This is a genomic window from Streptomyces sp. WAC06614 (assembly GCF_003949795.1).
Classification (GTDB): domain Bacteria; phylum Actinomycetota; class Actinomycetes; order Streptomycetales; family Streptomycetaceae; genus Streptomyces.
Genome location: NZ_RPRY01000075.1, coordinates 1 through 26,668 on the forward strand (window position 1 = coordinate 1; position 26,668 = coordinate 26,668).

The 26,668-nt window shown below is 74.6% G+C and carries 22 protein-coding genes; 12 read left to right on the forward strand and 10 right to left on the reverse strand.

All coding sequences use genetic code 11. From position 1 onward, the window contains the following. The first annotated feature begins 87 nt into the window (after nucleotides 1–87). Nucleotides 88–1,014: a polysaccharide deacetylase family protein gene (locus tag EF918_RS13045; RefSeq protein ID WP_260610138.1), complete on the forward strand. Its 927-nt coding sequence runs from the start codon at nucleotides 88–90 to the stop codon at nucleotides 1,012–1,014. 47 nt (nucleotides 1,015–1,061) lie between these two features. Here the strand turns inward: EF918_RS13045 and EF918_RS13050 are convergent, their stop codons facing one another. From EF918_RS13050 to EF918_RS13060, 3 genes are read right to left on the reverse strand one after another with little or no spacing between them, the layout of a single operon-like run. Beyond that, nucleotides 1,062–1,703, reverse strand: a complete 642-nt coding sequence (locus EF918_RS13050; RefSeq protein WP_125645059.1) for an ABC transporter — start codon at nucleotides 1,701–1,703, stop codon at nucleotides 1,062–1,064. Then, the gene (locus EF918_RS13055) at nucleotides 1,700–2,605 is read right to left on the reverse strand and encodes an ATP-binding cassette domain-containing protein (RefSeq protein ID WP_185921731.1); all 906 of its coding nucleotides are present in this window, start codon (nucleotides 2,603–2,605) and stop codon (nucleotides 1,700–1,702) included. The genes EF918_RS13050 and EF918_RS13055 overlap by 4 nt, the downstream gene beginning before the upstream one ends. A gap of 8 nt (nucleotides 2,606–2,613) precedes the next feature. After that, nucleotides 2,614–3,294, reverse strand: a complete 681-nt coding sequence (locus tag EF918_RS13060) for an AIM24 family protein (RefSeq protein WP_125645061.1) — start codon at nucleotides 3,292–3,294, stop codon at nucleotides 2,614–2,616. Nucleotides 3,295–3,374: 80 nt separating this feature from the next. On the opposite strand from EF918_RS13060, the gene EF918_RS13065 reads away from it, so the two are divergent. From EF918_RS13065 to EF918_RS13075, 3 genes are all read left to right on the forward strand, one after another. Then, nucleotides 3,375–4,097, forward strand: coding sequence for a peptidyl-tRNA hydrolase (locus EF918_RS13065; RefSeq protein WP_125645063.1), 723 nt, complete (start codon nucleotides 3,375–3,377; stop codon nucleotides 4,095–4,097). 131 nt (nucleotides 4,098–4,228) lie between these two features. After that, the gene (locus EF918_RS13070) at nucleotides 4,229–5,578 is read left to right on the forward strand and encodes a DUF692 domain-containing protein (protein ID WP_185921732.1); all 1,350 of its coding nucleotides are present in this window, start codon (nucleotides 4,229–4,231) and stop codon (nucleotides 5,576–5,578) included. Then, nucleotides 5,575–6,624, forward strand: coding sequence for a TIGR04222 domain-containing membrane protein (locus EF918_RS13075; RefSeq protein ID WP_125645065.1), 1,050 nt, complete (start codon nucleotides 5,575–5,577; stop codon nucleotides 6,622–6,624). Before EF918_RS13070 ends, EF918_RS13075 begins: the two co-directional genes overlap by 4 nt. Before the next feature lie 222 nt (nucleotides 6,625–6,846). Here EF918_RS13075 and hemQ read toward each other — a convergent pair whose 3' ends face one another. Together hemQ and hemG are read right to left on the reverse strand one after the other, a co-directional pair. Further along, nucleotides 6,847–7,560, reverse strand: coding sequence for a hydrogen peroxide-dependent heme synthase (gene hemQ / locus EF918_RS13080; protein ID WP_125645067.1), 714 nt, complete (start codon nucleotides 7,558–7,560; stop codon nucleotides 6,847–6,849). A gap of 23 nt (nucleotides 7,561–7,583) precedes the next feature. After that, nucleotides 7,584–9,089 (reverse strand): protoporphyrinogen oxidase, encoded by a 1,506-nt coding sequence (gene hemG / locus EF918_RS13085; RefSeq protein ID WP_125645070.1) that lies wholly within the window; start codon nucleotides 9,087–9,089, stop codon nucleotides 7,584–7,586. 156 nt (nucleotides 9,090–9,245) lie between these two features. On the opposite strand from hemG, the gene EF918_RS13090 reads away from it, so the two are divergent. Beyond that, complete coding sequence (locus EF918_RS13090) at nucleotides 9,246–10,346, forward strand: DUF4349 domain-containing protein (RefSeq protein ID WP_260610139.1); 1,101 nt, start codon at nucleotides 9,246–9,248, stop codon at nucleotides 10,344–10,346. Nucleotides 10,347–10,749: 403 nt separating this feature from the next. Next, the gene (locus tag EF918_RS13095) at nucleotides 10,750–12,126 is read left to right on the forward strand and encodes an FAD-dependent oxidoreductase (RefSeq protein ID WP_125645072.1); all 1,377 of its coding nucleotides are present in this window, start codon (nucleotides 10,750–10,752) and stop codon (nucleotides 12,124–12,126) included. Between the two features lie 174 nt (nucleotides 12,127–12,300). Here the strand turns inward: EF918_RS13095 and hemE are convergent, their stop codons facing one another. After that, entirely contained in the window at nucleotides 12,301–13,347 is a 1,047-nt protein-coding gene (gene hemE, locus EF918_RS13100; protein WP_148141229.1) for a uroporphyrinogen decarboxylase, read from the reverse strand. A 148-nt stretch (nucleotides 13,348–13,495) separates the two neighbouring features. On the opposite strand from hemE, the gene EF918_RS13105 reads away from it, so the two are divergent. The 6 genes from EF918_RS13105 (at nucleotide 13,496) to EF918_RS13130 (ending at nucleotide 20,982) form a co-directional block, all read left to right on the forward strand. Continuing rightward, a complete protein-coding gene (locus EF918_RS13105; protein WP_125645076.1) occupies nucleotides 13,496–14,146 on the forward strand; it encodes a DUF3000 domain-containing protein in 651 nt (216 codons plus the stop codon). Between the two features lie 312 nt (nucleotides 14,147–14,458). Beyond that, nucleotides 14,459–15,121: a response regulator transcription factor gene (locus EF918_RS13110; RefSeq protein WP_125645078.1), complete on the forward strand. Its 663-nt coding sequence runs from the start codon at nucleotides 14,459–14,461 to the stop codon at nucleotides 15,119–15,121. Nucleotides 15,122–15,334: 213 nt separating this feature from the next. After that, the gene (locus tag EF918_RS13115) at nucleotides 15,335–16,618 is read left to right on the forward strand and encodes a ribonuclease D (RefSeq protein ID WP_125645080.1); all 1,284 of its coding nucleotides are present in this window, start codon (nucleotides 15,335–15,337) and stop codon (nucleotides 16,616–16,618) included. 31 nt (nucleotides 16,619–16,649) lie between these two features. After that, nucleotides 16,650–17,489 (forward strand): DMT family transporter, encoded by an 840-nt coding sequence (locus EF918_RS13120; protein WP_125645082.1) that lies wholly within the window; start codon nucleotides 16,650–16,652, stop codon nucleotides 17,487–17,489. A gap of 140 nt (nucleotides 17,490–17,629) precedes the next feature. Further along, entirely contained in the window at nucleotides 17,630–18,856 is a 1,227-nt protein-coding gene (locus tag EF918_RS13125) for an acetyl-CoA C-acyltransferase (protein WP_125645085.1), read from the forward strand. After that, nucleotides 18,853–20,982 (forward strand): 3-hydroxyacyl-CoA dehydrogenase NAD-binding domain-containing protein, encoded by a 2,130-nt coding sequence (locus EF918_RS13130; protein WP_125645087.1) that lies wholly within the window; start codon nucleotides 18,853–18,855, stop codon nucleotides 20,980–20,982. Before EF918_RS13125 ends, EF918_RS13130 begins: the two co-directional genes overlap by 4 nt. A gap of 93 nt (nucleotides 20,983–21,075) precedes the next feature. Here the strand turns inward: EF918_RS13130 and EF918_RS13135 are convergent, their stop codons facing one another. The 4 genes from EF918_RS13135 to EF918_RS13150 form a co-directional block, all read right to left on the reverse strand. Next, the gene (locus tag EF918_RS13135) at nucleotides 21,076–22,047 is read right to left on the reverse strand and encodes an endonuclease/exonuclease/phosphatase family protein (RefSeq protein ID WP_125645089.1); all 972 of its coding nucleotides are present in this window, start codon (nucleotides 22,045–22,047) and stop codon (nucleotides 21,076–21,078) included. Next, entirely contained in the window at nucleotides 22,044–24,020 is a 1,977-nt protein-coding gene (locus EF918_RS13140; protein WP_125645091.1) for a PIG-L family deacetylase, read from the reverse strand. Before EF918_RS13140 ends, EF918_RS13135 begins: the two co-directional genes overlap by 4 nt. Next, nucleotides 24,017–26,137 (reverse strand): glycosyltransferase family 4 protein, encoded by a 2,121-nt coding sequence (locus tag EF918_RS13145; RefSeq protein ID WP_125645093.1) that lies wholly within the window; start codon nucleotides 26,135–26,137, stop codon nucleotides 24,017–24,019. Before EF918_RS13145 ends, EF918_RS13140 begins: the two co-directional genes overlap by 4 nt. Then, on the reverse strand, nucleotides 26,134–26,668 hold a 535-nt coding region (locus tag EF918_RS13150; protein ID WP_185921733.1), incomplete at its 5' end, for a stealth conserved region 3 domain-containing protein. The genes EF918_RS13150 and EF918_RS13145, both read right to left, overlap by 4 nt.

Genomic DNA, 26,668 nt, shown 5'->3' on the forward strand with positions numbered 1-26,668 from the left:
CGGCGACACGGACGGGGACGGTGGCGAGGGCGACACGGACGAGGGCCCTGTACGTCCGATTTCCAGATAGTCATATATTTTGCGTGAGTGACCACTTCACTGCGCAATGTGGCGGTCGTCGCCGCGCTCTGCGCCACCCTCGCCGCGTGCGGGGGCGGCAGCGAACCCTCCGGCGGCGGCCGCGCGGGCGACCGTACGCCGCCCACCGGAGCGGCGGCGTCCGGTTCCCCCTCCGCGGTCGGACCGGCCCCCGCCGCCGGCACGGGCACCGGCGCCGGGGGCGCCTCCCCGCAGGCCGCCGCCGGCCCGGGCAAGGTGCCGTCCCTCGCCCCCGGCCCGAACGGGCTGGCCCCGGTCTTCGACCGGGCGAAGCAGCGGACCGACAAGACGGTCGCACTCACCTTCGACGCCGACATGACCGCCGACCAGGGCCCGCGGGCCGCCGCCGGCGAGCACTTCGACAATCCCCAGCTCATCGCCACCCTGCGCGCCCTGAAGGTGCCGTCGACCATCTTCATGACGGGCCGGTGGGCCGAGGAGTACCCCGATCAGGCGAAGGCCATCGGCACGGACCCGACCTTCGAGGTCGCCAACCACTCCTACAGCCACCACGCCTTCAAGTCCCCCTGCTACGGACTGCCCACCCTCGACGCCGCGGCCGCCCGCGCCGACGTCGACCGGGCCTTCGAGGCGTTCCGCAAGGCCGGCGCGGTCAACACCGTCCCCTACTTCCGCTTCCCCGGCGGCTGCTACGACGACCAGGCCCTGCGGGCGCTGTCCACGGCCAAGGTCACGGCCGTCCAGTGGGACGTGGTCAGCGGGGACGCCTTCGCCACCGACGCGGCGGCAGTGGCCCAGCAGGTCCTGGACGGGGTCAAGCCCGGCTCGGTGGTGGTGATGCACTGCACGCGCAGCGCCGCCCCGGTCACCGAGGAGGCGATCCGCACGATCGTCCCCGAGCTGCGCAGGCGCGGCTACCGCTTCGTCAAGGTCTCCGACCTCGTGGGGACCTGAGCCGTCACCGGCTCGCCAGGCTCGCCCGGCTCGCCGACCCGCCCGGGTCAGCCGCGCCGGGCGGCCAGGGCGCAGGACCCGGCCCCGGCCACGACCAGCAGCAGCACCGCACCGGCCGGCGCGGCCGGTGACAGCTCCACCGCCCCGGTCCGCGCCCCGGTGACCAGGGCGGAGAGCACCGCGTGGACCGGTGAGCCGGGCACCACCAGGGCCAGCAGCACGCCGAGGGCCGCGCCGGTGACCGCGTAGCCGGGCGAGCGCAGCAGCGGCCGGTTGCACACGGCCCCGACCGCCGTGCCGGTCAGGGCGCAGACCAGCACCGCGAGGGCCCCGGCCGGCCCCGCGCCGGGCTCCGGCCCGGCACCGGTCAGCAGCACGTACCCGCTGCCCGCCGCCCCGGCGAGCACGGCCGCGGCCAGGCCGGTCAGCAGGGCCGCCGCGTGCACCCGTACGGGCCCGGCCGCCGCGGCGGTGACATGGCGGGCGGCGTCCGGCTCCCCGGTCAGCGCGATCCGGACCAACCAGGCGGTCACCGGCAGCAGTCCCCCGGCCGCGATGCCGAAGGAGCCCGTGACGGGATCGCCGGGCCGGATCCCCACCACGAGGACGGCGGCGTAGAGCAGCACGGGCGCGATCCAGCGCTGCGAACGCAGCAGCAGGGCGCCCTGGTAGCGCAACAGCGCGGTCATCGACGCTCCTCGTCCGGAGACGGGTCCTGGTACGGGCCTTGGTACGGGTCCTGGTACGGGTGCCGGTGCTCGGCGAGGGGGGTGACGCTGCGGATCCGCCAGGCCGGTTCCGCGGCGAGCAGCAGCCCGCGCAGCACGGCGTCGGAGCCGGCCGCGGGGACCGTCAGCGCGATCGCGCCGCCGGGCGCGGGGCGGGCGGACGCGTACGCCGGACCGTCCGGGAGCACGGCCCCCGGCGGCCCGAGCGCCTCGATGCGGACGTACGGACCCGCGTCGGCCTCGTCCCGTACGGGGACCACGGCCGTGCCCTCGACCCGGTAGCGGGCATCGGCACGCCCGGCCAGCCGGCGCGGGTCGTGGTCGACGTAGGCCACGGTGGCCCCCTGCGCGGTGCGTTCCCCGACGGCCCGGTCCAGCTCGGTGCGGGCGGCCGGGTCCAGGCCCGTCCAGGCCTCGTCGAGGACGAGCAGCTCCGGCCCGGCGAGCAGGGCCTGGGCGACGGCGACCTTCTGGCTGGTGCCCTTGGACAGCTCGGCGAGCGGGGTGTCGGCGTAGCGGAGGGCTCCGAACCGCTCCAGCCAGTACGCCCCCTGCTCCGCGGCCCGCGCCCGCCCCAGCCCCTGCACCCGGCCGAGGTGGACCAGGTACGCGGCGGCGGTCAGGGGCAGCGCCGCCGGGAACCGCTCGGGCACGTAGGCGGTGCGGCGCGGGCGGCCGGTGATCCGGCCCTCGGTCGGGGTGTCGATCCCGGCGATCAGCCGCAACAGGGTGGACTTGCCGCCCCCGTTGCGGCCCTCGATCCGGACCAGGGCGCCGGGCGGGAGATCGAGGTCCACACCGCGCAGCACCCAGGGCCGCCGCGCGCCGTGGCGACGGCCCACACCGGTCAGTCGGACAGCCATGGTGCGGCTCAGTGGCCGTGGCCGGAGGTGGTGTCGACGGCTTCGCTCGGGCGCACGACGACAAAGCCCTCGCCGCGGAGCTCCAGCTGCACGGCCTCGCCGGAGCCGCCGCGGATCATGGAGCCGACGGACTGGGAGCGGTGCAGTCCGGTCTCCAGGTGGGCGCTCCAGCCGACCACCGCGTCGGTGTCGACGTAGACCGGGGAGCCGGTGGTGACGGGTATGACGATGGGGTTGCCGTCGCAGACCAGGGCGAGCTTGCCGACGCCGGTGAAGACGCTGTTGAAGAGTCCGCCGCCGGCCATGCCGACGCCCTTCACCAGCTTGATCTCGTAGGAGAGGGTGGCGTCGAAGCACAGGACGTTGCGGCCGTTGATGGTCAGGGCGTCGCCCTGCTCGACGTCGATGATGAAACAGTTGCCCGCCCGGTGGGCGAACCAGGCCTCGCCCTGGCCGCGCACGGCCATCAGGGGCAGCCCCTCGCCGGTGACGGCCCGCTTGAGCATGCCGCCTATGCCCTGGCCCTTGCGCTCGAACTGGAGGTTGCCGCGGAAGGCGATCATCGAACCCTGCCGGGCCAGCATCTCACCGTTGACGGCGTACCTGACCGACTTGGCGTTCTGAAGGGTCATTCCGGGGGCGGTCGCGGGCCGGGCGAAGTGCTCGGTGGCAAAGAGGTCGCTCTTCATGCCGCCGATCCTCGCGTGGCGCCGGGACCTGCGGCATCCTCCTGGAGTCGGACACGTCCCTTCCTGGCAGACTGGGCCGGATGAGCAGCCAGAACGAGCCCACGACCGCCGACCACCCCTTCGAGCAGCGGCGACTGCCGCGGGACGAGGCCCCGCAGTTCGTGCTGCCGCTGGTGGTACGGATCGAGAAGGCCGAGCCGCCGGCCCGGACCGACGCCCTGGAGACGGCGGCCCGCGCGGTGCTCGTCCTGCTGTCGGACGAACGGGCCCTGGGCGAGGGCGAATGGGCCGCGGCGGTACGGGACTGGCAGGACGCACGGATCCGGAAGGTGGTGCGGCGGGCGCGCGGCGCGGAGTGGCGCAAGGCGGGCACGCTGCCGGGCATCACCGTGCACGGCGGGGCCGCCGAGGTCCGGGTGTTCCCGCCGGTGCCGCTGGACGGCTGGCCGAAGGAACTGGCCAAGCTCCAGGTCTCGGGCACCGAGCTGGACGACCCGGAGCCGGTCGGCCCGGTCGAGCCGGGGGTTCCGGTGCTGTGGCTGAACCCGGCCCTGGACATGTCCGCGGGCAAGGCCATGGCCCAGGTGGGCCACGGGGCCCAGCTCGCGTGGTGGGCCCTGGGCCCCGCGGACCGCGAGGCCTGGCAGGAGTCCGGCTTCCGCCTCGCCGTCCGCGTGGCACCGCCCCACGCCTGGCCGACCCTGTCCGACGGCCACCTCCCCCTGGTCCGGGACGCGGGCTTCACCGAAATCGCCCCGGGCTCGGCCACGGTCGCCGCGGACCACCCGGCACTGCGGGGCTGAGACGCACCGCAGGACGGGGTGACGGCCCCGAGGAACCTCAAATGTTGCTCTGAACGTCCTCCTGCGGGATTGGCCGGTACGTGTGGGGGTCATCACCACCGCACGGCACGTCGGAAGGGGGCGGGAAGGGCATGGAGGACACGGTGCGGCTGGGGGTCGGGGTCGGGTGGCGGCCGGAGATCGCGGAGGCGGTCGAGCGGCTGCCGGGGCTGGACTGGGTCGAGGTGGTGGCCGAGAACGTGTGTCCCGGGCATCTGCCGCCGTCGCTGCTGAGGTTGCGCGAGCGCGGGGTGACCGTCGTTCCGCACGGGGTGTCGCTGGGACTCGGCGGTGCCCAGCGGCCGGACCCGCAGAAGCTGGCCGCCCTCGCCGAGCGGGCGGTGGCGCTGGGGGCGCCGCTGGTCAGTGAGCACATCGCGTTCGTGCGGAGCTCCGCACCCGCGCTGGAGGCCGGGCACCTGCTGCCGGTGCCCAGGACCCGGGACGCGCTGGAGGTGCTCTGCGAGAACGTGCGGATCGCCCAGGAGGCGCTGCCGGTGCCGCTGGCGCTGGAGAACATCGCGGCGCTGCTGAGCTGGCCGGGCGAGGAGCTGACGGAGGCGCAGTTCCTGGCCGAGCTGGTCGGGCGGACCGGGGTGCGGCTGCTGATCGACGTGGCCAATCTGCACACCAACCGCGTCAACCGCGGGGAGGACCCGCTGGCCGTGCTCGACGCGCTGCCGGCCGGGTCGTTGGCGTACGTTCACGTGGCGGGCGGGATCGAGCGGGACGGGGTCTGGCACGACACGCACGCCCACCCGGTGCCGCCGCAGGTGCTGGCGCTGCTGTCGGAGCTGCGGGGGCGGACGGAGCCGCCGGGGGTGCTGCTGGAGCGGGACGACGACTTCCCGCCGGAGCAGGAGCTCGGGGCGGAGTTGGAGGCCGTTCGGGCCGCTCTCGCTGTCGGTCCCTCGGTCCCCTTCTCCGCCGCCGACGCCCCGCCGGCCGCGTCCGCCGCCCTGGTGGCGTGCGCCGCCGTGCCCGACGGGGCGCGGGAGCGGCTCGAACGGCGGCAGGGGGCGTTGGTGGCGGCGTTGGTGGCGGGTGGGCCCGTGCCCGTGGGGTTCGACGGGGAGCGGGTGCGGGTGCAGGCCCGGGCGCTGGCGGCGAAGCGGGCGTCGGTGGTGGGCAAGGTGGCGCCGGAGCTGCCGGAGATCCTGGGCGGCCCGGCCGCGTTCCGCACGGCGTTCCTGGCGTACGCCCAGGGCCGCCCCATGACCGCCGGCTACCGCCGGGACGCCCTGGACTTCGCCGAGCACCTGCTGGTCCAGGGCCTGCCGGAGGATCCCGGCGCACGTCGCCGGCTGACCGCGTGGTGGCAGGACCGGGCCGGCGCCCGGCCGCGGAGCCTGGGTGCCCGGCTCCTCGACCGGTTGCGGAACCTCGCACCGGTCCGCGGTGAGGGCGTGACGAGAGGGACGGGAGAGGGGGTGGCGGCATGACGTTCGTGGCCGTGCTCGTATGGGTCGCCGTCGTCGGGTCGTCCGTCGCGCTGGCGCGCGCACTGCGGCGGTGGCGGCCCGGGGCGTCCGTGGTCGCGCCGCGGCTGCACGAACTGTCCGAGGCCGCGTTCCTGGCCGGCGGGCCGGGGCGGGTGGTGGACAGTGCGCTCGTGGCGCTGCACGGCAACGGCCGGATGGTCGTCGGCGGGCCGGGCATCATCCACTTCCGGCCCGGTGCCCGGGCCGTCGACCCGGCCGAACAGGCCGTGGTCCACGCCTGCCTGGCCGCCCCGTCCGGGAGCCTGCACCTGGTGCGCCACGGGGCCATGCGGCATCCGGCCGTCCAGGAGATCGGCGACGCGCTGGCCGCACGCGGCCTGCTCGCCCCCGCCGGCAGCGGCCGGGCGCCGCGCCGCTGGGCCGCGGTCCAGGCGGTGCTGTGCACGCTGGGGATACCGGTCGCGTTCGTGGCGACGATCGTCCAGTACGCCGTGGGGGACGGGGCACCGGTGCCGTTCGTCGTGCTGGTGCTGCCGGTGCTGGTGCTGGGGATCGTCCTGGGCGTCCGGTACGCGGGCCGGGCGCGGGGCCGGGCGACACCCGCGGGGCGGCGGGCCCTGGACCAGTTCCGTGCGGCGCACCGCGGTGACCGTACGCCGCACGTACGGGTGGCGCTCCAGGGGCCGCGGGCGACCCCGGACCCGGTGCTGCGGGCGCAGCTGCTGGCGGCCGGCCGCTACCGGCCGGGCCCGTCCGCCGGCTCGCGGTCCGGGTCGGACGCCGGATCGGGCGGGGACGACGGGGCCGCGGACGCCGTGCCCGTCGTGTGGTGCGCGGGGGTCGACGGCGGGGGGTCCAGTGGCTGCGGAGACGGCTCCGGCGGCTCGTGCGGCTCCGGTGGCGGGTCGGGGTGTTCCTCCGGGCCGTCCGGGTCGTCCTGCGGAGGCAGCGTCTCCAGCTGCTCCTCCGCGTCGAGCTGCGGCAGCTCCAGCAGTTCGAGCTGTGGGAGTTCGTCCAGTTCGAGCTGTAGCAGCAGCAGTTCCTGAACGGAGGGCGCAGCGGGGCCGGCGGGCCGCCGGGTGGGGGCGCCGCATCCGGAGCCCGCGCCGGTGTCGCTGGACAGCGGGGCGGCGGTGATCCTGAAGTCACCGCCGCCGCCTGCCGTCTGACCTTCCGGGGCGGGATCTCCGGCTGCGTCGTTTCGGGGGCTGGGCCTCCCGATCCACCGGAGGAGGTCGGTCCTCCGGTCCTTCCCCCCAGGGGAGGTATCAGGCGAGCCCGGCCACCAGATCGGCGACGGACTTGCGGCGTCCGGTGAAGAACGGAACCTCTTCACGGACGTGCATACGGGCCTCGGAGGCGCGCAGGTGACGCATCAGGTCGACGATGCGGTACAGCTCGTCGGCCTCGAAGGCCAGCAGCCACTCGTAGTCGCCGAGCGAGAACGAGGCCACCGTGTTGGCGCGGACGTCGGGGAAGCCCCGGGCCATCTTGCCGTGGTCGGCGAGCATCCGGCGCCGGTCCTCGTCCGGCAGCAGGTACCAGTCGTACGAGCGTACGAACGGGTAGACGCTGACGTAGTCGCGGGCGACCTCGTCGGCGAGGAAGGCCGGGATGTGGGACTTGTTGAACTCGGCCGGACGGTGCAGCGCCATGTTCGACCACACCGGCTCCAGGGCGCGGCCCAGCTTGGTGCGGCGGAACAGGTTGTACGCGGTCTGCAGCTCGTCCGCGGTCTCGGCGTGCCACCAGATCATGACGTCGGCGTCGGCGCGCAGGCCGGAGACGTCGTAGGTGCCGCGGACGGTGATGTCCTTGGCGGCCAGCTGGTCGAACAGCTCCTGCACCTCGTCGGCGTAGCCGGTGCGGTCCTCCGGGAGCACGTCCTTCAGCTTGAAGACGGACCACAGGGTGTAGCGAATGACCTCGTTGAGGTCCTTGGCCTTCTTCCCCAGGTGGGGGATCTTCTCTGGTGCAGTCATGTGCCTATTGTCCCGTGTCCTGATCAGTGGTCCGCGCCAGGGGTCCCCGTCACGGCGTCGGCCGCCGCACGGGCGCTCGCGATGCAGGCCGGGATGCCCACGCCGTCGTAGAGCGCGCCGCACACGGCGAGGCCGGGGACGGCCGCCACGGCGGCCCGGATACGGGCGACCCGGGCCAGGTGGCCGACCGGGTACTGGGGCAGTCCGCCGTCCCAGCGGGTGACGGTGGAGGCGATCGGCCGCGCGGCCAGGCCGACCGCGTCGCCGAGGTCGGCCAGGGAGGCCCGGACCAGGTCGGCGTCGTCGCGGGCGAGGTCGGCCTCGTCGCCGTGCCGGCCGACGGAGGTGCGCAGCAGGAAGAGTCCGGGGTCGGCGGCGGACCAGGTCCACTTGTTGCTGGAGAAGGTGGAGGCCTTGATCGTACGGCCGTCCACGGGCGGGACGAGGAAGCCGCTGGAGTCGCCGGCGGCCAGCGGTGCGGGCAGCTCGGAACGCTTGAAGGCCAGGGTGACCAGGGCCATCGAGGCGTACTCGACCGCGCGCAGCTCGGTGGCCGCGGCCGGGGCGAGGGGGTCCAGGAGACGGGCGGCGGGCCCGGCGGGGACGGCGACCACGACCGCGTCGGCGGTGAGGGTCTCCTCGCCGGCGGTGATCCGCCAGCCGTCGGCGGTCCGGGTGAGCTCGCGGGCGGGGGTGCCGGTGAGGATGCGGGCGCCGGCGGCCCGGCAGGCGTCGGCGACGGCGAGCGGGAGCCGGCCGATGCCGCCGGCGATGCCGGCGAAGAAGGAGCCGGTGGCGGCCGCGCCGGTGACGGTGGTGCGGGCGGCGGCCGCGGCCTGGACCGAGCGGACGCTCTCGCCGAGGGTGCGGTGGGTGCGGACGGCGTCGTACAGGGCGGGGACGGCGGCGCGCAGGGAGATCCGGTAGGCGTCGCCGGCGTAGACCCCGCCGAGCAGCGGTTCGACGAGCCGGTCGACGACCTCGCGGCCCATCCGGGCGGCGACGTACGCGCCGACGGCCACGTCCTCGCCGACCTCGGTGGGCGGCAGTTCGGCGTCGGCGGCGATACGGGCCAGGCCTTCGGCGGAGAGGATCCCGGAGGCGGCGAGCGGGGCGGGGTCGGCGGGGACGCCCATCAGGTGGCCGCGCGGCATGTCCCGCAGCACGCCCCGGGTCCACAGCCGGGCGGTGGCGGTGGCGGGCGGCTGGAGGTCGGCGCCGAGGCCGACGGCCTCGGCCAGTTCCAGTGCCTCGGGGCGGCGGGCGAGGACGGATTCGGCGCCGAGGTCGACCGGGGCGCCGGCCAGTTCACCGGCGTACAGCTTGCCGCCCAGGCGGGTGGTGGCCTCCACGACGGTGACCCGGGCGCCGGCGCCGAGCAGCCGGTGGGCGGCGGCGAGTCCGGCGATGCCGCCGCCGATGACGACGACGTGGCGGGGCGTGCGGCGTGTACCGCCGTCCGCCTGTTCGGTGGCCGGTTCCGTCGCCGGTTCCGTCGCCCGTTCCGTACGCAGGTCCGCCTCGTGCATGGACACATCGTCTCAGACCGATCACCGGACGATCACCGAGGCCTGACCGTGACCGCATCGGGACCGGTCCGGGACCGGGCGGGCGAAACCCGCGGGCGGTCCGGTGACGTCGAAGGGGCATCGTCCGTCTCGTCGTCGATCCCGGGGGTGGCCCTGATGGCTGTGCAGACTGCGAAGACCGCGAGGACTGTGAAGGCCTCGAAGGTCTCGAAGATGTCGAAGGTCTCGAACGCTCTGCCGAAGATGCACGCGTACCGCGACCGAACGGCCGTGGCGCTCGCGGTGGTCGCCCTGTCGGGGGCGCTCGCACTGACCGGCTGCGCGGCGGAGGGGGAGGGCGGGGCCAAGAGCTCCGCCGACCGGGCCGCCGTCGCGCCCGGCGCACCGCAGGCCCAGGGCGAGGGCGCCAAGGGCGCGGCGGGCTCGGCCCCTTCGGCGGCGGCGGGGGCGTCGGGCGCGCCGGGTACGCCTGGTGCGCCGGCCGTGGTCCGGCCGCACGTGATCCGTACGGCGACGCTGGCGCTGGAGTCGCCCGACGCGCAGAAGGCGCTGGCGGCGGCCCGGACGGCGGCCGAGGGCGCGGGCGGCTACGTCGGCGACGAGAGCACGGAACGGGCCAAGGACGGCACGGTCACCTCGACCATGACCCTGCGGGTGCCCAACGAGCGGTTCGACGCGGTGCTCGCGGGGCTGGAGGGCGGCGGGAAGCTGCGCAGCCGCAAGGTGGAGGCGCAGGACGTGACCGAGAAGGTCACGGACGTGGACAGCCGGGTGCGGTCCGCGCAGGCCAGTGTGGCGCGGGTGCGGGAGATGATGGAGAAGGCGTCGGGGCTCGGTGACGTGGTCATGCTGGAGGGTGAGCTGAGCCGGCGCCAGGCGGACCTCGAAGCGCTGCTGGCGCAGCAGACGACCCTGAAGGACCGGACCGCGCTGGGCACGATCACCCTCCGGGTGTCGGAGCCGGTGCCTGCGGCCGCGGGGGCCGGGAAGAAGCCCGACCCGGGCTTCACGGACGCGCTCAAGGGCGGGCTGCACGTGTTCGTGGTCCTGCTGAAGTGGTTGGCCGTGGCGGCCGGGGCGGTGCTGCCGTTCGCCTTGGCGGCGGGCGTGGGGGCGGTGGCCTGGCGCGGCTACCGGCGCCTGCGCCCGCGCCCGTCGGCCCCGGCCCCGGCCCCGGCCGCGGCGGCCGGCCAGGCCTTCGTCGTCCGCCAGCGCACCACGGAGGACGGCCCGACCCCGGGCCCCCACCACCCCTGACCCACAGCCCCACCCGCGTCCCCGGGCCGGTGCCGCCGCGGAGGCTGTCGCAGCGGGAACCGGAGGCGGAGCCGCCGCCTCTCAGGGGCGCGGGGACCTGCGCGAGCGGCCACGGGCGGCCCGCAACCCGCCGAGCAGCGACACGCCCACGGCGGGAGCCGGGGCGCGGCACCGCCGCGGGGGACGACACCGAACCCGCGTCCGCACGCCGCCACCGGCCGAGCGCGCCGTTCCCCGCGCCCCTGTCGGGGCGGAGCCGCCCGAGGGCACTGGGCCGCGCCCCTGCCGGGGCGGGGCCGCCGCGGGCCGGCCTTGGCCGGAAGAGGTTGTCGGGGCGAGGGGGAACATGGGTGCGCTCGTAGCCTGTTGGTCCGGTGGTGATCTACGAGAGGCGGGGTGCTACATGGAACGGCTGGTGGTCGTGGGTGGGGATGCGGCGGGGATGTCCGCCGCTTCACAGGCCCGGCGGCTGAAAGGAGCCGCGGACCTGGAGATCGTCGCGTTCGAACGGTCCCACTTCACCTCGTACTCCGCGTGCGGGATCCCGTACTGGATCGGTGGCGCGGTCCCGGACCGGGACGACCTGATCGCCCGTACCCCCGAGGAGCACCGGGCCCGCGGGATCGACCTGCGGATGCGCACCGAGGTGGTGGAGCTGGACGTGGCCGGCCACCGGGTGCGCTCCCGGGACCTGGAGACCGGGACCGAGGCGTGGACGGAGTACGACCGCCTCGTCCTGGCCACCGGGGCCCGCCCGGTCCGCCCGCCGATGCCGGGCATCCAGGCGGCCGGGGTGCACGGCGTGCAGACCCTGGACGACGGCCAGGCCCTGCTGGACACCCTGGAGCGGACCCCGGGCCGCCGGGCGGTCGTGGTCGGCGCCGGTTACATCGGCGTGGAGATGGCCGAGGCGCTGGTCGACCGGGACTACGAGGTGACGGTCCTGCACCGCGGCGCGCAGCCGATGGCCACGCTCGATCCCGACATGGGCACCCTGGTGCACCAGGCGATGAACGGGATGGGCATCCGGACGGTCGCCGGGGCGGAGGTCGCCGAGATCCTGACGGACGAGGAGGGCCGGGCCCGGGCGGTGCTGACGGCGGACGGGCGGACCTACCCGGCCGACGTGGTGGTCCTCGGCATCGGCGTCGAGCCGCGCACGGAACTGGCCCGGAAGGCCGGGCTGCCCCTCGGCGCGTCGGGCGGGCTGCTGACCGACCTGTCGATGCGGGTGCGGGGCCACACGGACATCTGGGCGGGCGGCGACTGCGTGGAGGTGCTGGACCTCGTCGCGGGCCGCACCCGGCACATCCCGCTGGGGACGCACGCCAACAAGCACGGGCAGGTCATCGGCTCGGGCGTGGGCGGCGGCTACGCCACCTTCCCCGGCGTGGTCGGTACGGCGGTCAGCAAGGTCTGCGACCTGGAGATCGCCCGGACCGGGCTGCGGGAGAAGGACGCGCTGGCGGCCGGACTGCAGTTCGTGACGGCGACGATCGCGTCGACGAACACGGCCGGGTACTACCCCGGGGCGGCCGGGATGACGGTGAAGATGCTGGCCGAGCGGCGGACCGGGCGGCTGCTCGGGGTGCAGATCGTGGGCGGGGCGGGGGCCGCGAAGCGGGTGGACATCGCGGCGGTGGCCTTGACGGCCGGGATGACGGTGGACCAGGTGATCTCCCTGGACCTGGGCTACGCGCCGCCGTTCTCCCCCGTCTGGGACCCGATCCTGGTCGCGGCCCGCAAGGCCGCCGCCGCACTCCGCAAGGCCGGCCCCTGACCAAGGCCAAGGCCGGGGTCCGGCCGGAGCCGGGGTCCGGCCGGCCCCCACGCCTGAGCGGGGCCGGGACTCCGTCCCCGGGCCGGGCCCTGGCTCCGGTTTCGGGGGCTCCGCCCCCGTACCCCCGCGCCTCGAACACCGGCGGGGCCGGATCTGCCCAGCCCCGCCGGCGGATCAGGCCTGGGTCCTGGTGTGGACGTAGTCCACCAGGCGGGTCAGGGCGTCCGGGTCCGTGGTCGGGAGGACCCCGTGGCCCAGGTTGAACACGTGACCCTCCAGACCCTCGGCGGCCGCCAGGACCTCGTCCGTCTTGGCCCGGACCGCGTCCTCGGTCGAGAAGAGCACGGCCGGGTCCAGGTTGCCCTGGAGCGCCTTGCCGGGGCCGACGCGGCGGGCGGCCTCGTCGAGCGGGACGCGCCAGTCCACGCCGACCACGTCGGCGCCGGCCTCGCCCATCAGGCCGAGCAGTTCGCCCGTGCCCACGCCGAAGTGGATCCGCGGCACGCCGTAGGAGGCCACCGCGTCGAAGACCTTCGCCGACGCCGGCATCACCGAGCGGCGGTAGTCCGCCGGGGCCAGGGCGCCGACCCAGGAGTCGAAGAGCTGGACGGCCGAGGCGCCCGCCTCGATCTGGACCTTCAGGAAGGCCGAGGTGATCTCCGCCAGGCGGTCCAGCAGGTCGGCCCACAGCTGCGGGTCGCCGTACATCAGCGCCTTGGTGTGCTCGTGGTTGCGCGACGGGCCGCCCTCGACGAGGTAGCTCGCGAGGGTGAACGGCGCGCCGGCGAAGCCGATCAACGGCGTGCTGCCGAGTTCACCCGTGAGCATGCCGATCGCCTCGGTGACGTACCGGACGTCGTCCGGGGTCAGGTCGCGCAGCTGGGCCAGGTCCTCGCGGCGGCGGATCGGCTGGGCCACGACCGGGCCGATGCCGGGCTTGATGTCCAGGTCGATGCCGATGGCCTTCAGCGGCACCACGATGTCGGAGAAGAAGATCGCCGCGTCCACCTTGTGGCGGCGCACCGGCTGCAGGGTGATCTCCGTGACCAGGTCGGGGCGCATGCAGGACTCCAGCATGGCCGTGCCCTCGCGCACCTTGCGGTACTCCGGGAGGGACCGCCCGGCCTGCCGCATGAACCACACCGGGGTGTGCGGCACCGGCTCGCGTCGGCACGCCTTGAGGAAGGCGGAATCGTACGTCTGGCCGGGCTGGCCCGCCAGGGGGGTCTCCCCCTCGCGGGCGGAGCCTCGCGAGAGGGGAAGGTCGTAGGCGCTCACGGGCCAAATCTTCGCACGTATGAAGAAGTGGGCCCCTCGGGACGGGTGTCCTTGCGCTGAACGGGCCCTTCTTCCGCCTAGTCTTCCCCGCATGGCTGCGGCTCAGGGACGATTTTCAGATGGCGCTGACGGCAGGGACAGCGCGCGGGAGGAATCCGTCCCGCTCCCGTTCCGGCGGGCGGTCGACGGCCTGCAGAAGGCCCGGCTGCGGCCCGGCATCGAGGTCGAGCCCACCAGAGCGCCCCAGCGGCTCGCCCCGTACGCGTACGCGGTGGAGGCCGCGGTCGTCCAGGACGACGAGGACCTGGCCGACGGCAAGCTGATCCTGCTGCACGACCCGGCCGGGCACGAGGCCTGGCGGAGCACGTTCCGGCTGGTGACGCTGGTGCGCGCCGAGCTGGAGCCGGAGATGGCGGGCGACCCGCTGCTGCCGGACGTGTGCTGGTCCTGGCTGACCGGGGCGCTGGAGGCGCGCGGGCTGACGTACGGGGAGCCGAGCGGCACCGTGACGATGGCGAGCTCGCACTACTTCGGCGGGCTCCAGGAGCGCCGCCCGGCCACGCAGATCGAGATCCGGGCCTCGTGGAGCCCGCGCGAGGGCGTGGGCGGGGTCCCGGACACCGCCGCGCACCTGACGGCGTGGTGCGAGTTGCTGTGCCAGGTGGTCGGGCTCCCGCCCGTCGCCCCGGCGGACGGCGGAGTGGTGTCGCTGCCGCAGCGCCGCGGGCCGCACCATCCCTAGGGCCCGGTCCGACCCTGACTCCCCGCCGGTCCGACCCTCACCGCCCGGACCGGCCGCACGACCTCACGGGCCGTCCGGTGACCCTGCGTCAGGGTCCGGGCAAGGCGTGCGGGTTCTGATCACCCGCTGGCGGTACCCGATCGTTCGCAGATCGATCGCTCGTCCGAATTGCCCGAATTGTTACTCACCAAATCGTGATCATTCCCTAAAGCCGGGCGGGTGACGTGCCGAAGGAGGAGTCAGTGACCATCCGCACGGTGCGCACCGGCTCCTTCCCCAGCCGGACGTCCCGCCACTCCCCCAGGAGGCCTGGTGTCCGTTCTTCTTGAGCAGCCTGCAAGCCTGGTCGCCTACCGCCCGAACAAGCCGACCGCCATGGTCGTCGTGGCCGACCCCCGCGTCCGCTCCACCGTGACCCGCCACCTGTGGGCCCTCGGGGTGCGCGACGTGATCGAGGCGTCGTCCATCGCGGAGGCCCGTCCCCGCGTCGGCAGCCCGCGCGACATCTGCGTGGCCGACGTGCACCTGCCCGACGGCTCCGGTCTCACGCTCCTGTCCGAGACCCGCGCGGCGGGCTGGCCCAACGGGCTGGCCCTGTCCGCCGCCGATGACATCGGCGCGGTCCGCAACGCCCTCGCGGGCGGGGTGAAGGGCTACGTCGTCACCGGGACCCGGACCAACATCGGGCTGCCCACCCGGCCCGGCGCCGCCCCCATCGGTGCCGCCGCCGCCCGTCTGCACCGCCGCCCCCCGGGTGCCCCGAGCCACCCGGGCGGCTACCGCGAGCTCTCCGGACGCGAGGTCGAGGTCCTGCGCCTCGTCGCGGAGGGCCAGTCCAACAAGGCCATCGGCGTCTCGATGGGCCTGTCCGCCCTGACCGTGAAGTCCCACCTCGCCCGGATCGCCCGCAAGCTGGGCACCGGTGACCGGGCCGGGATGGTGGCCGTGGCGCTGCGCACCGGGATCATCCACTGAGCCCGGCCCGCGCCCCCCGGATAGCCCGCCGCCGGTCCCGGAACGGATTCCGGAACCGGTCCCGGTCCCGGCCCCGGTCCCTTCCGGAAACGGCCGGGAATCGCCCCGGAGAGCCCCCGGAAAGACCGGGAAGAGGTCGCAACCCGGCTGATCGCGCCCGTCGACGGAACGTTCCGGCGACGGGCGCGTCGTCTGCACGGATACCCTTGAGCGGTGACCGACGCCCAAGAGACCGCAGCACACCTGCGCACCACCACCGGGGGCGGCCCCCCGGACGACGTCGTTGTTCCGTCCGATGGGCAACCGATCCCCCTCCTGGAGCCCCGCGAGGGGATCCCGCCGGTGGTCGCCGACGAGGAGGCCCTCGCCCGGGTCGTGGCGGCCTTCGCCGCCGGCACCGGCCCGGTGGCCGTGGACGCGGAACGCGCTTCCGGATACCGCTACGGCCAGCGCGCCTACCTGGTGCAGCTGCGCCGTGAGGGTGCGGGGTCCGCGCTGATCGACCCCGTCGGGTGCCCCGACCTGTCCGCGCTCGGCGAGGCCCTGTCCGGCACCGAGTGGATCCTGCACGCCGCCACCCAGGACCTGCCGTGCCTGCGGGACATAGGCATGGTGCCGACGTCCCTGTTCGACACGGAGCTGGCCGGCCGGCTGGCCGGCTTCCCCCGCGTCGGACTCGGCGCGATGGTCGAGGGCGTGCTCGGCTACGCGCTGGAGAAGGGCCACTCCGCGGTGGACTGGTCCACCCGCCCGCTGCCGGAGCCGTGGCTGCGCTACGCCGCGCTCGACGTCGAGCTGCTGGTGGACCTGCGCGACGCCCTGGAGAAGGAGCTGGACCGGCAGGGCAAGCTGGAATGGGCCCGGCAGGAGTTCGCGGCCATCGCCGCAGCACCCCCCGCCCCGCCCCGCAAGGACCCCTGGCGCCGTACCTCGGGCATGCACAAGGTGCGCCGGCGCCGCCAGATGGCCGTGGTCCGCGAGCTGTGGGAGACCCGCGACCGGATCGCCCAACGGCGGGACGTCTCCCCCGGCAAGGTGCTCGGCGACGCCGCGATCGTCGAGGCCGCGCTCGCGCTGCCGACGAACGCGCAGGCGCTGGCGGCCCTGCCCGGGTACGGGCAGCGGATGGGCCGGCGGCAGCTGGAGCAGTGGATGGCCGCCGTGGACCGGGCCCGGGCGCTGCCCGAGAACGCGCTGCCGCAGCCGGGTGCGACCCCGGCCGGCCCGCCGCCGCCGCGGTCCTGGGCGGACAAGGACCCGGCCGCCGCAGCCCGGCTGGCCGCGGCCCGGACGGCCGTGTCGGCGCTCGCGGAGCAGCTGAACCTGCCGCAGGAGAACCTGGTCACGCCCGACACCGTGCGCCGGCTGTGCTGGGAACCGCCGTCCCCGGTCTCGGCGGCCTCCGTCGCCCAGGCCCTGGCCGGCCACGGCGCCCGCCCCTGGCAGATCGAACAGGTCACCCCGGCCCTGGTCACCGCCCTGACCGCCACGGCCTGACGCCCGTCACCGGGCCGCCGCCGGGGTCACCGTGGTCCTCTGGGCCTCCGCCTTCGTCTCGATCCGCAGCGCGGGCGCGGCGTACCCGCCCGGCGCCCTGGCCCTCGGCCGGCTGCTCACCGCGAGCCTGGTGCTCGGCGCCGTCTGCCTGGTCCGGCGGGTGGGACTGCCGCCCCGCGCGGCCTGGCCCGGCATCGTCACCTCCGGGTTGCTCTGGTTCGGCGGGTACATGGTGCTGCTCAACTGGGGCGAGCGGGAGGTCGACGCCGGTACGGCGGCCCTGGTCGTCAACATCGGCCCGCTGCTGATCGCCCTGCTCGGCGCCCGGCTGCTGGGCGAGGGGCTGCCGCGCCCGCTGCTGCTCGGCATGGCCGTGTCCTTCGCCGGTGCGGTGGTGGTGGGCCTGTCCACCTCGGGCGGCGGGCACGCCTCCCCGCTGGGGGTGGTGCTCTGCCTGCTCGCGGCGCTGTCGTACGCGGGCGGGGTGGTCGCCCAGAAGCCGGCCCTGGCACATGCCGGGGCACTCCAGGTGACGACGTTCGGCTGCTTCGTGGGCACCCTCGCGTGCCTGCCGTTCGCGGGCCAGCTGCTGGACGAGGTCTCCCAGGCTCCGGTCGGCGCCACCCTGAACATGCTCTACCTGGGCGTCTTCCCCACCGCCCTGGCCTTCACCACCTGGGCGTTCGCCCTGGCCCGCACCACGGCGGGCCGGATGGGCGCCACCACGTACGTGGTCCCGGCCCTGGTCGTGCTGATGTCCTGGGCGGTGCTGGACGAGGTGCCGGCGCCGCTCACGCTCGCCGGCGGCGCGCTCTGCCTGGCGGGGGTGGCGGTCTCCCGGCGGGTGCCGCGCGGCCGACCGGGAGTGTGACCTTCGCCGCTGTTCGGGGCAGGGGTGTGCACATTGGTTACCCGCAAGTAGCATGGGCCGGGTGAGCGCGCGCTCAGCCCGAGGCTGACAGCGCCGCCGCGCAGCAGTAGTGCACACCCGCACCCTGGAGGAGAGCCATCGTGCCTCGTACCGTCAGGGACGTCGTCTTCGTCGACGGCGTCCGCACCCCGTTCGGCAAGGCGGGCCCGAAGGGCATCTACCACGAGACCCGCGCCGACGACCTCGTCGTGAAGGCGATCCGGGAGCTGCTGCGCCGCAACCCGGGCCTGGACCCCAAGAAGATCGACGAGGTCGCCATCGCCGCGACCACGCAGATCGGTGACCAGGGCCTGACCCTCGGCCGTACCGCCGGCATCCTGGCCGGGCTGCCGCAGTCCGTCCCGGGCTACTCCATCGACCGCATGTGCGCCGGCGCGCTGACCGCCGTCACCTCGGTCGCCGGCTCCGTCGCCTTCGGCGCGTACGACGTCGCCGTCGCCGGCGGTGTCGAGCACATGGGCCGTCACCCCATGGGCGAGGGCGTGGACCCGAACCCGCGCTTCGTCTCCGAGAAGCTGGTCGACGAGTCCGCCCTGTTCATGGGCATGACCGCCGAGAACCTGCACGACCGCTACCCGACCATCACCAAGCAGCGCGCCGACGAGTACGCCGTGCGCTCGCAGGAGAAGGCCGCCAAGGCGTACGCGGACGGCAAGATCCAGCAGGACCTGGTCCCGATCTCGGTGCGCCGCACCAACCCCGAGGCCGGCGAGACCGGCTGGGGCCTGGTCACCGCCGACGAGCCGATGCGCCCGGGCACCACGCTGGAGAACCTGGCGGGTCTGAAGACCCCGTTCCGCGTCCACGGCCGGGTCACCGCCGGTAACGCGGCCGGTCTGAACGACGGCGCCACCGCCTCGCTCATCGCCTCCGAGGACTTCGCGCGCGAGAACGGCCTGCCGGTCAAGATGCGCCTGGTCTCCTACGCCTTCGCCGGTGTCGAGCCCGAGGTCATGGGCTACGGCCCGATCCCGGCCACCGAGAAGGCCCTCGCCCAGGCCGGCCTGTCGATCTCCGACATCGGCCTGTTCGAGATCAACGAGGCCTTCGCCGTCCAGGTCCTCGCCTTCCTGGAGCACTACGGCATCGCCGACGACGACGCCCGCGTCAACCAGTACGGCGGCGCCATCGCGTTCGGCCACCCGCTCGCCTCCTCCGGCGTCCGCCTGATGACCCAGCTGGCCCGCCAGTTCGAGGAGCAGCCGGAGGTCCGCTACGGCCTGACCACCATGTGCGTCGGCTTCGGCATGGGCGCCACGGTCATCTGGGAGAACCCGCACCACAAGGACGCCGGAGGCGACAAGTGAGCACCACCGCTGAGCTTCTCAAGGGCGCGGCCGAGCTGTTCCCGGACGAGGTCGTCACCCAGGCCCACGTCCGCCACCTCGACCTGCCGTTCGGCGCCGGGCGCTTCGCGCTGATCACGCTGGACAACGGCTTCGACCACACCAAGCCGACCACCTTCGGCCCGCAGTCGCTGGCGAACCTGAACGCCGCCCTCGACCAGGTCGAGGCCGAGGCCGCGGACGGCTCGATCGTCGGCGCCGGCATCACCGGCAAGCCGTTCATCTTCGCCGTCGGCGCCGACCTCAAGGGCGTCGAGCTGCTGAAGAACCACGACGAGGCCCTGGCCATCGGCAAGGGCGGCCACGACGTGTTCAAGCGTCTCGCCGCGCTCGCCGTGCCCACCTTCGCGTACTACAACGGCGCGGCCATGGGCGGCGGTGTCGAGGTCGGTCTGCACTGCACCTACCGCACCGTCTCCAAGGCGCTGCCGGCGTTCTCGCTCCCCGAGGTCTTCCTGGGCCTGGTCCCGGGCTGGGGCGGCTGCACGATCCTGCCGAACCTGATCGGCGCGGAGAAGGCGGTCTCGGTGATCATCGAGAACTCGCTGAACCAGAACAAGCAGCTGCGCGGCAAGCAGGTCTTCGAGCTCGGCATCGCCGACGCCCTGTTCGAGGGCGCCGACTTCCTGGAGCAGTCCCTGCTGTGGACCGCCAAGGTCCTCAAGGGCGACATCACCGTCGAGCGTCCCGAGATCGACCGCGGCGAGGCCTGGGACCAGGCCGTCGCCAAGGGCCGGTTCGTGGCCGACTCCAAGGTGCACGGCGCGGCCCCGGCCGCCTACCGCGCGCTGGACATCATCGCGGCGTCCAAGGACGGCGACCTGCAGAAGGGCTTCGACGCCGAGGACCAGGCGCTGGCCGACCTCATCATGGGCGGCGAGCTGCGCTCCGGCATCTACGCCTTCAACCTGGTGCAGAAGCGCGCCAAGCGCCCGGCCGGTGCCCCGGACAAGAACCTGGCCCGCCCGGTCACCAAGGTCGGCGTCGTCGGCGCGGGCCTGATGGCCTCGCAGCTGGCGCTGCTGTTCCTGCGCCGTCTGGAGGTGCCGGTGGTCCTCACCGACATCGACCAGGAGCGCGTGGACAAGGGCGTGGGCTACGTCCACGCCGAGATCGAGAAGCTGCTCGGCAAGGGCCGCATCAACCAGGACAAGGCCAACCGCCTCAAGGCCCTGGTGACCGGTGTGCTCGACAAGGCCGAGGGCTTCGCGGACGCGGACTTCATCATCGAGGCCGTGTTCGAGGAGATGTCCGTCAAGCAGAAGGTGTTCGCGGAGGTCGAGGCCGTCGCCCCGGCGCACGCGATCCTCGCCACCAACACCTCCTCGCTGTCGGTGTCGGAGATGGCCTCCAAGCTCCAGCACCCGGAGCGCGTGGTCGGCTTCCACTTCTTCAACCCGGTCGCGATCCTGCCGCTGCTGGAGATCGTCCGCGGTGAGCGGACCGACGACGCCTCGCTGGCCACGGCCTTCGCGGTGGCCCGGAAGCTGAAGAAGACCGCGGTCCTGACGAAGGACGCCCCGGCGTTCGTCGTGAACCGCATCCTGACCCGCTTCATGGGCGAGATCCAGAACGTCATCGACGAGGGCACCCCGGTGGCCACCGCCGAGAAGGCCGTCGAGCCGCTCGGTCTGCCCATGTCGCCGCTGGTGCTGCTGGAGCTGGTCGGCCCGGCCATCGGTCTGCACGTCTCCGAGACCCTGAACCGCGCCTTCCCGGAGCGCTTCACGGTCTCCCCCAACCTCAAGGCGGTCGTCGAGGCCGGCAAGCGCGGCTTCTACGTCTACGACTCCGGCAAGCCGGAGCTGGACCCCGAGGTCGCCGCGCTCCTGGTCCAGGGCGACAGCGTCCTGACCGAGGAGCAGGTGCGCGCCCGCGTCCTGGACGCGGTGGCGCAGGAGATCGGCCTGATGCTTCAGGAGGGTGTCGTGGCCGAGGCCCAGGACATCGACCTCTGCCTCATCACGGGCGCCGGCTGGCCCTTCCACCTGGGCGGCATCACGCCGTACCTGGACCGTGAGGGCGTCTCGGAGCGCGTGAACGGCAAGCGCTTCCTCGCCCCGGGCGTCGCGAGCGTCCCGGCGTAACAGCACCCCTGCCGCGCGGGCGCGGCACACGGGCCCGCCCCCGTACCGGACCTCCGGTGCGGGGGCGGGCCCTTTGTGCGTCCACCGAGCGGACTACTGCCGGAAGCGGAACGAGCCCTGGTAGAGGGCGTGGTCGGACTCCGGGAAGCGGGTGGTGCGGGCGGTGGGCGAGGTGAAGTGGTCCTCGGTGGCGAAGATGTAGTCGATCTTGCGGTCGTCGTCGGCGGTCGGCGCCCCGTTGCGGCAGCGCGAGACCTTCTTCGGGTCGCAGCGGACCCCGCCCGCCGCCCCGAGCCGGAACCACGGCTTGTCCGTCTCGTCGGCCTCGATGAACCGGCCCGTCGGCTCCCCGGAGTCCTTCTCGCCCCGGGTGTGGGCGTAGATCCCCGCCATGGAGGCCTCGTTGGGCTGCTGGTTGAGGTCGCCGGCGAACACCACCGGGAGCTGCTGCGGGAAGGCGGAGGCGTCGGCGAACCACTGGTGGGCCTGGGCCATCTGGCCCGGCTCGGTGCCCCCGTGCGCCCCGCACAGCACCAGGGCCCGGCCGCGGACGGTGGTGGGCACGCACAGCACGCCCCGGCGCACCGGCTCCACCCGGCCCTGGGCCTCGTACTCCTCGTCCCCGGTCGCGGTGAAGGGACGGTACTGCACGGGCCCGGTCAGCCGCTCCCGGGAGAACACGGCCAGCCCGTAGGAGCTGTCGCCGCCGCAGGCCGGGACGTTGTCGTGCATCTGCGCGTACGCCCCGGTCATCCGCCAGCCCTTGAGGGCGAGCTGGAGGTCCAGCTCCTCGTACTGGGCCCGGCAGACCTCGTTGACGGTCAGCAGGTCGGGCCGGCGGTGGGCGGCCTCGGCCGCCAGCCGGCCCACCGAGCTGCCCTCGCCGGTATCGCCGCGGTTGGCGCAGTTCTGGGCCGCCCCGCAGATGTTCCAGTGCAGCACGGTGACCGTCTGGGCGGCCAGTGCCTGCCGCGCGGCCTCGTCGTGGCGTACGAGTCCCACTGCGCCGGCGGCCGCCGCCAGCGCCAGGGTCACGGCGACGGCGAGCAGCCGGCGGCGCATCATATGACGTGGTCCGGGCCGAGCGGACTGCCCACCTGGGGGCCGAGGGCGCGCCGGACGTGGAGCCGGCCGTCGGCGCCGAGCACGGCGGCGACCAGGTGCCCGGCGGCGTCGAGGGCGAGCGCGGGGGCGTGCACGAACGGCTCGCCGCTCTCGCGCCAGCGTGGCCCGGGGACGTCCTTGTCCGCGAACGGCAGCGACAGGGTGAGCCGGCCGCCGGCGCTGCGGTGCGCCAGGAAGATGTCGCGGGCGCCCCGGCCAGGCGTCCACAGCGCGGCGATCGCACCGGTGCCGCCGGCCCCGCCGACCCCGGCCGGACCGCCGGGCCACAGCCCGGTCTCGTGCTGGCGGTAGGCCATCACCTGCTGGGTGCCGGCCTCGCGGAAGTACAGGGCGGTCCGGCCGCCGCCGGAGTCCACGGCGGTGATGCCGCCGGTGGCCACGGTGCCGGTCTTCAGGGTGCTGTCGTGGTGGAACTCCCCGCCGGGCTCGCTCTGGTACCAGCGGTAGACCGAGTTCTTGCCGGGCACGTACACCTCGACGGTGCCGGCCTGGGTGGTGTGCGCGACCCCGGCGTCCTGGACGAAGCGGCCGCCGAGCCGCTCCCAGGGCCGCCAGCCGCCGTAGTGGTCCTGCCGGCGCATGGCGACGCCCTGGGCGAAGTCGCGGGCGAAGACGTGCAGGCGCCCGGCGCCGTCCACGGTGGCCAGGGGCACGCCGAGCTCGCGGGCGCGGCGCCCGTCGGGGTGGCCGGCGTCGGGGTTGCCCAGCGGGATCCAGTCGGTGAAGCCCTGCCCGTACTCGTCCTGTTCGAGGTGGACGAGCTCGGGGACGGAGGTGTCGTCGTGCGGTGCCCGCCGGCGCAGGGCCACCACGTGGGCGGGACCGCCCGGGAGGCCCGTGACGGCCAGCGAGGGGGCGAACCAGCCGTCCTGGGCGAGCGGGTAAGGGCCCCACCAGGTGCCCGCGCCGGGCGCGGTCTCGGTCCAGAACACCGGCCGGCCGGCGAGCACCGCGAAGGCGTTCAGCCGGCCGCCGGGGCCGAGCCGGAGCCAGCCGGTGGCGGGCGAGTAGCGGGCGGAGCAGCTGTTCATGTGGGTGCTGCGGTAGGGGTTGGGGCCGAGCTGGTGGTCGCCGCACGCCGCGCAGACGCCGTCGGGGCACGGGCCGGCGCCCAGTCCGGCGTAGACGCCGAGGTAGTCGGCCTTCTCGTCGAGCTCGGGCCGGTCCAGGTTGTAGCCCCAGAAGCGGTTGGCGTAGGCCCGGTAGTACTCGACGGCCGGGTCGGGCGCGTCGGTGGCGCGGTGGCGCTGGAGGGCTGCCATGGTGAACTCGGCGGCGGCCGTGTGGTCGGGGTGGTCGGACTGGACGTAGTCCTCCTTGCCGCCGTCGTGCTCGGGGTCGGGGTCCAGGGTGCGCACGACGGTGGGCCGCAGCTCGGCCAGCAGGGCGGCCAGGCCCGCGATCACGGTCTCCCGGTCGAGGTACTGCACCTCGGTGACCGGCGAGCCGGGGGCGGGCAGGGTGGGCTGGAGGGGGACCGTGCCGTCCCACAGCTCGAAGACCCGGGTGCGGGCGCCGGCGCCGCCGGCCTGGAAGGCGCCCATGTGGAGCTGGCAGAAGTACAGCCGGACGTCGGGGCGGGCCAGCAGGGTGCAGCGTTCGACGACGAAGCCGGGGACCGGCGCGACCGCCTCGCGCCGCCAGGGGCTGGTGCGGTCGCCGGTGGCCATCCGGGCGTAGGCGGACCGCAGTCCGCAGCCGCGGGCGGCGCTGTAGCCGGCGTGGTCGGGGACGGCGCGGGAACGCTCGGGGTCGTTGGTGTCGACGTTGATGCCGTCGCCCTCCCCCGCGGTGAGCACCACGGTGGCGACCCGGTCACCGCCCTGGAGGGAGCGGACCAGGTCCGGGTTCATGAAGTACAGGTCGTCGTCCTGGTGCGCGACGATGTGCACGGTCGAACGGGCTGAGGTCATCGGTCCACCACATTCATTGCCATGGCCCCGGACACGGAGCAGTACGGCCGGACTCGGACCGGCCGGGACGGATACATCTGGACAAAGCGGGGGTCCTCCAGCTCCTTGACCGGCACGGCCGGGTAGGCGAAGGCACCCTTGACGTCGGGGAAGTCCTCGAAAAGGTGGCACACGCGCACGCGGCGCCGGCGGCGGGGGTCCGGCTCGATCCACCAGTCCCAGTCCTCCCACCGCTCCAGCCGGCTCTCGACGGCCTGCTGGAGCGGGACCCGGGCCTGGAACTGCCCGTCTGGCCCGAGCTCCACGGGGACGGACAGTTCGCCGCGGTGATGGCCGCGCCGGGTGAGGACCAGGCGGGCGCCGGGCACCGGCCGCAGCTCGCCCAGGAGCACGGCGAGCACGTCGATCGTGTCGTCCCCCACCCGGACGGCGCGGACCTCGGCGTGGGAGCCGCGGTGGATGGTGCGCAGCATCAGCTTGCCGCCGGGCAGGGCGTAGGGCAGGTTCCACAGCACCGGGCCGCCGTCGGCGCCGCCGGCCAGCAGCCGGGCGCGGACGTCGAGCAGCGCGCGGGTGTCGCGGATGCCGGCCCGTACGTGGACCAGCTCGCCCTTGGCGGACCGGGCCAGCACCTTCCAGCGGCCGTCGCCGAGGTGGGTGAGGTCCTCGGGGCCGACCTCGGCGGTGTAGCGGGTGCCACCGGCGGTGCGGTCGGTGCGCTCGGTGGTCAGCGGCAGGTCGGGCCGGCGCTTGGCGCCGGGCGCCTGTTCGCGCAGGACCAGGCTCCAGCGGTGCCGGCCGTCGGCGGGGCCGTCGAGGGACAGGGCGAGGCGGGCCGGGCCGAGCGCGGTGACATGGCAGACCGCGCCGCGCAGGGTGGCCGGCGGGGCACTGGTGCCGGGGACCCGGCCGAGCGGTGCGGCCGAGGGCGGGCGGTAGCGGCCGGGGCCGGCGGCGCGGCGCCGGGCGGCGTCCTCGAACAGGTCGACGTAGCGGGCGGCGATGACGGCGGGGTCGTAGCGGCGGGAGTTGTGCAGCGCGGCCCGGGCCATGCGGTGGCGCAGGTCCGGGTCGGCCATGAGGGTGCGCAGTCCGGCGGCCACGGCGTCGGCGTCGCCGTTGGTGACGAGCAGTCCGTCCTCGCCGTGCCGGACGATCTCGCGGGGGCCGACGGGGCAGTCGGTGGAGACCACCGGCAGCCCGCAGCGCATGGCCTCCACCAGGGTCATGCCGAAGGACTCCGCGCTGGAGGTGACCGCGGCGAAGGAGCCCTTGGCCCATTCGGACTCGATCGGGGAGAAGCCGCCCATCAGCAGCACCTGGCCGGCCACGCCCAGGTCGTGCACGAGGGTGCGCAGCCGGCCGGCCTCGCCCCCGTCGCCGTAGATGCGCAGCTGCCAGTCGGGGAACTCCCCGGTGAGCCGGGCGAAGGCGCGCAGCAGCAGGTCGTACCGCTTGACGCGGTGCATCCGGCCCGCCGCGACGATGATCTTCCGGTCGACGGCGTCGGCGCCGGCCGGGCGCACCACCGGTTCGGGGACGCTGTTGGGGATGCCGACGACGGGCAGGCCGGGCGGGAGGGGGGTGTGCTCCAGGAAGGAGCGGGCGTCGGCGTCGGTGACGGTGGTGACGGCGTCCAGCCGGGGGTAGACCCGGGCCATCTCGGCGCGGACGGCCGGCGGGATGGCCAGGTGGGTCATGTGCTCCTGGGCCACCCGCAGCGCGGAGTCGCGGGTGTACTGCGCCACGAACAGGTTGAGGCTGGGCCGGGTACCGACGACGACGTCGGCGGTGGTCCGTGCGAGGTGGTCGATGATCCGCCGGTCGGACAGCTCGCTGTACTGGGCGTGGAACTCCTCCTGGCGGGGGACCACGGTGGTCGGCCGCTCCAGCAGCGGGTCGCCGCGGTCGGCGCCGTTGCGGCCGGGCCGCAGGTCGACCAGGGGCCGCACGGTGACCTGGGGGGAGATCTCGAACCGGGGCTCGGCGTTGGTCCGCCGGAAGACGGAGACGATCTCCACCTCGTGGTCGGCGGAGAGGGCCTCGGCGAGGTTGATGACGGTGCGGTTGGTGCCGCCGATGCCGTAGATGTTGTTGATCAGGAAGGAGATCTTCATCGGGCCAGGGACTCCTTCCGTTCGAACGGTCCGGGCACGGGGAAGTAGGCGTCGAGGAAGTCGCGGACCATCCGCGCCTGGCGCTCGACGTCCTGGCCGTCGGAGACCGTGTCGTTGATGCAGAAGGCCTGGCGGTCGCGGCGGGCCAGCAGGATGCCGAGCCGGCGCTCGATCTCCGGGCGGTCCAGGGCCAGGTAGGCGTGGGTGATCTCGGAGGGGACGGCCCGGCCGGTGAGGTACGCGTAGTAGTGGTACAGCGAGGAGGGGACGGAGATGTCGGTGGGGCTGCGGAACCGGCTGGCGCCGGTGGCCCGGTGCACGTCGGGGAAGCGCTGCTCGATCTCCCGCAGCAGCGAGCGGCGCAGCGGGTACGGGGCGTGGCGCAGCTTCTGCACGAGGGTGGGGCCGAAGGTCTCCTCGATGAGCCGCCGGTTGTTCTTGCCGGCCGCGTCGACCGGGCGGTCCTGGGGGCCGCGGGCGGCAAGAACAACCGGCGGCTCATCGAGGAGACCTTCGGCCCCACCCTCGTGC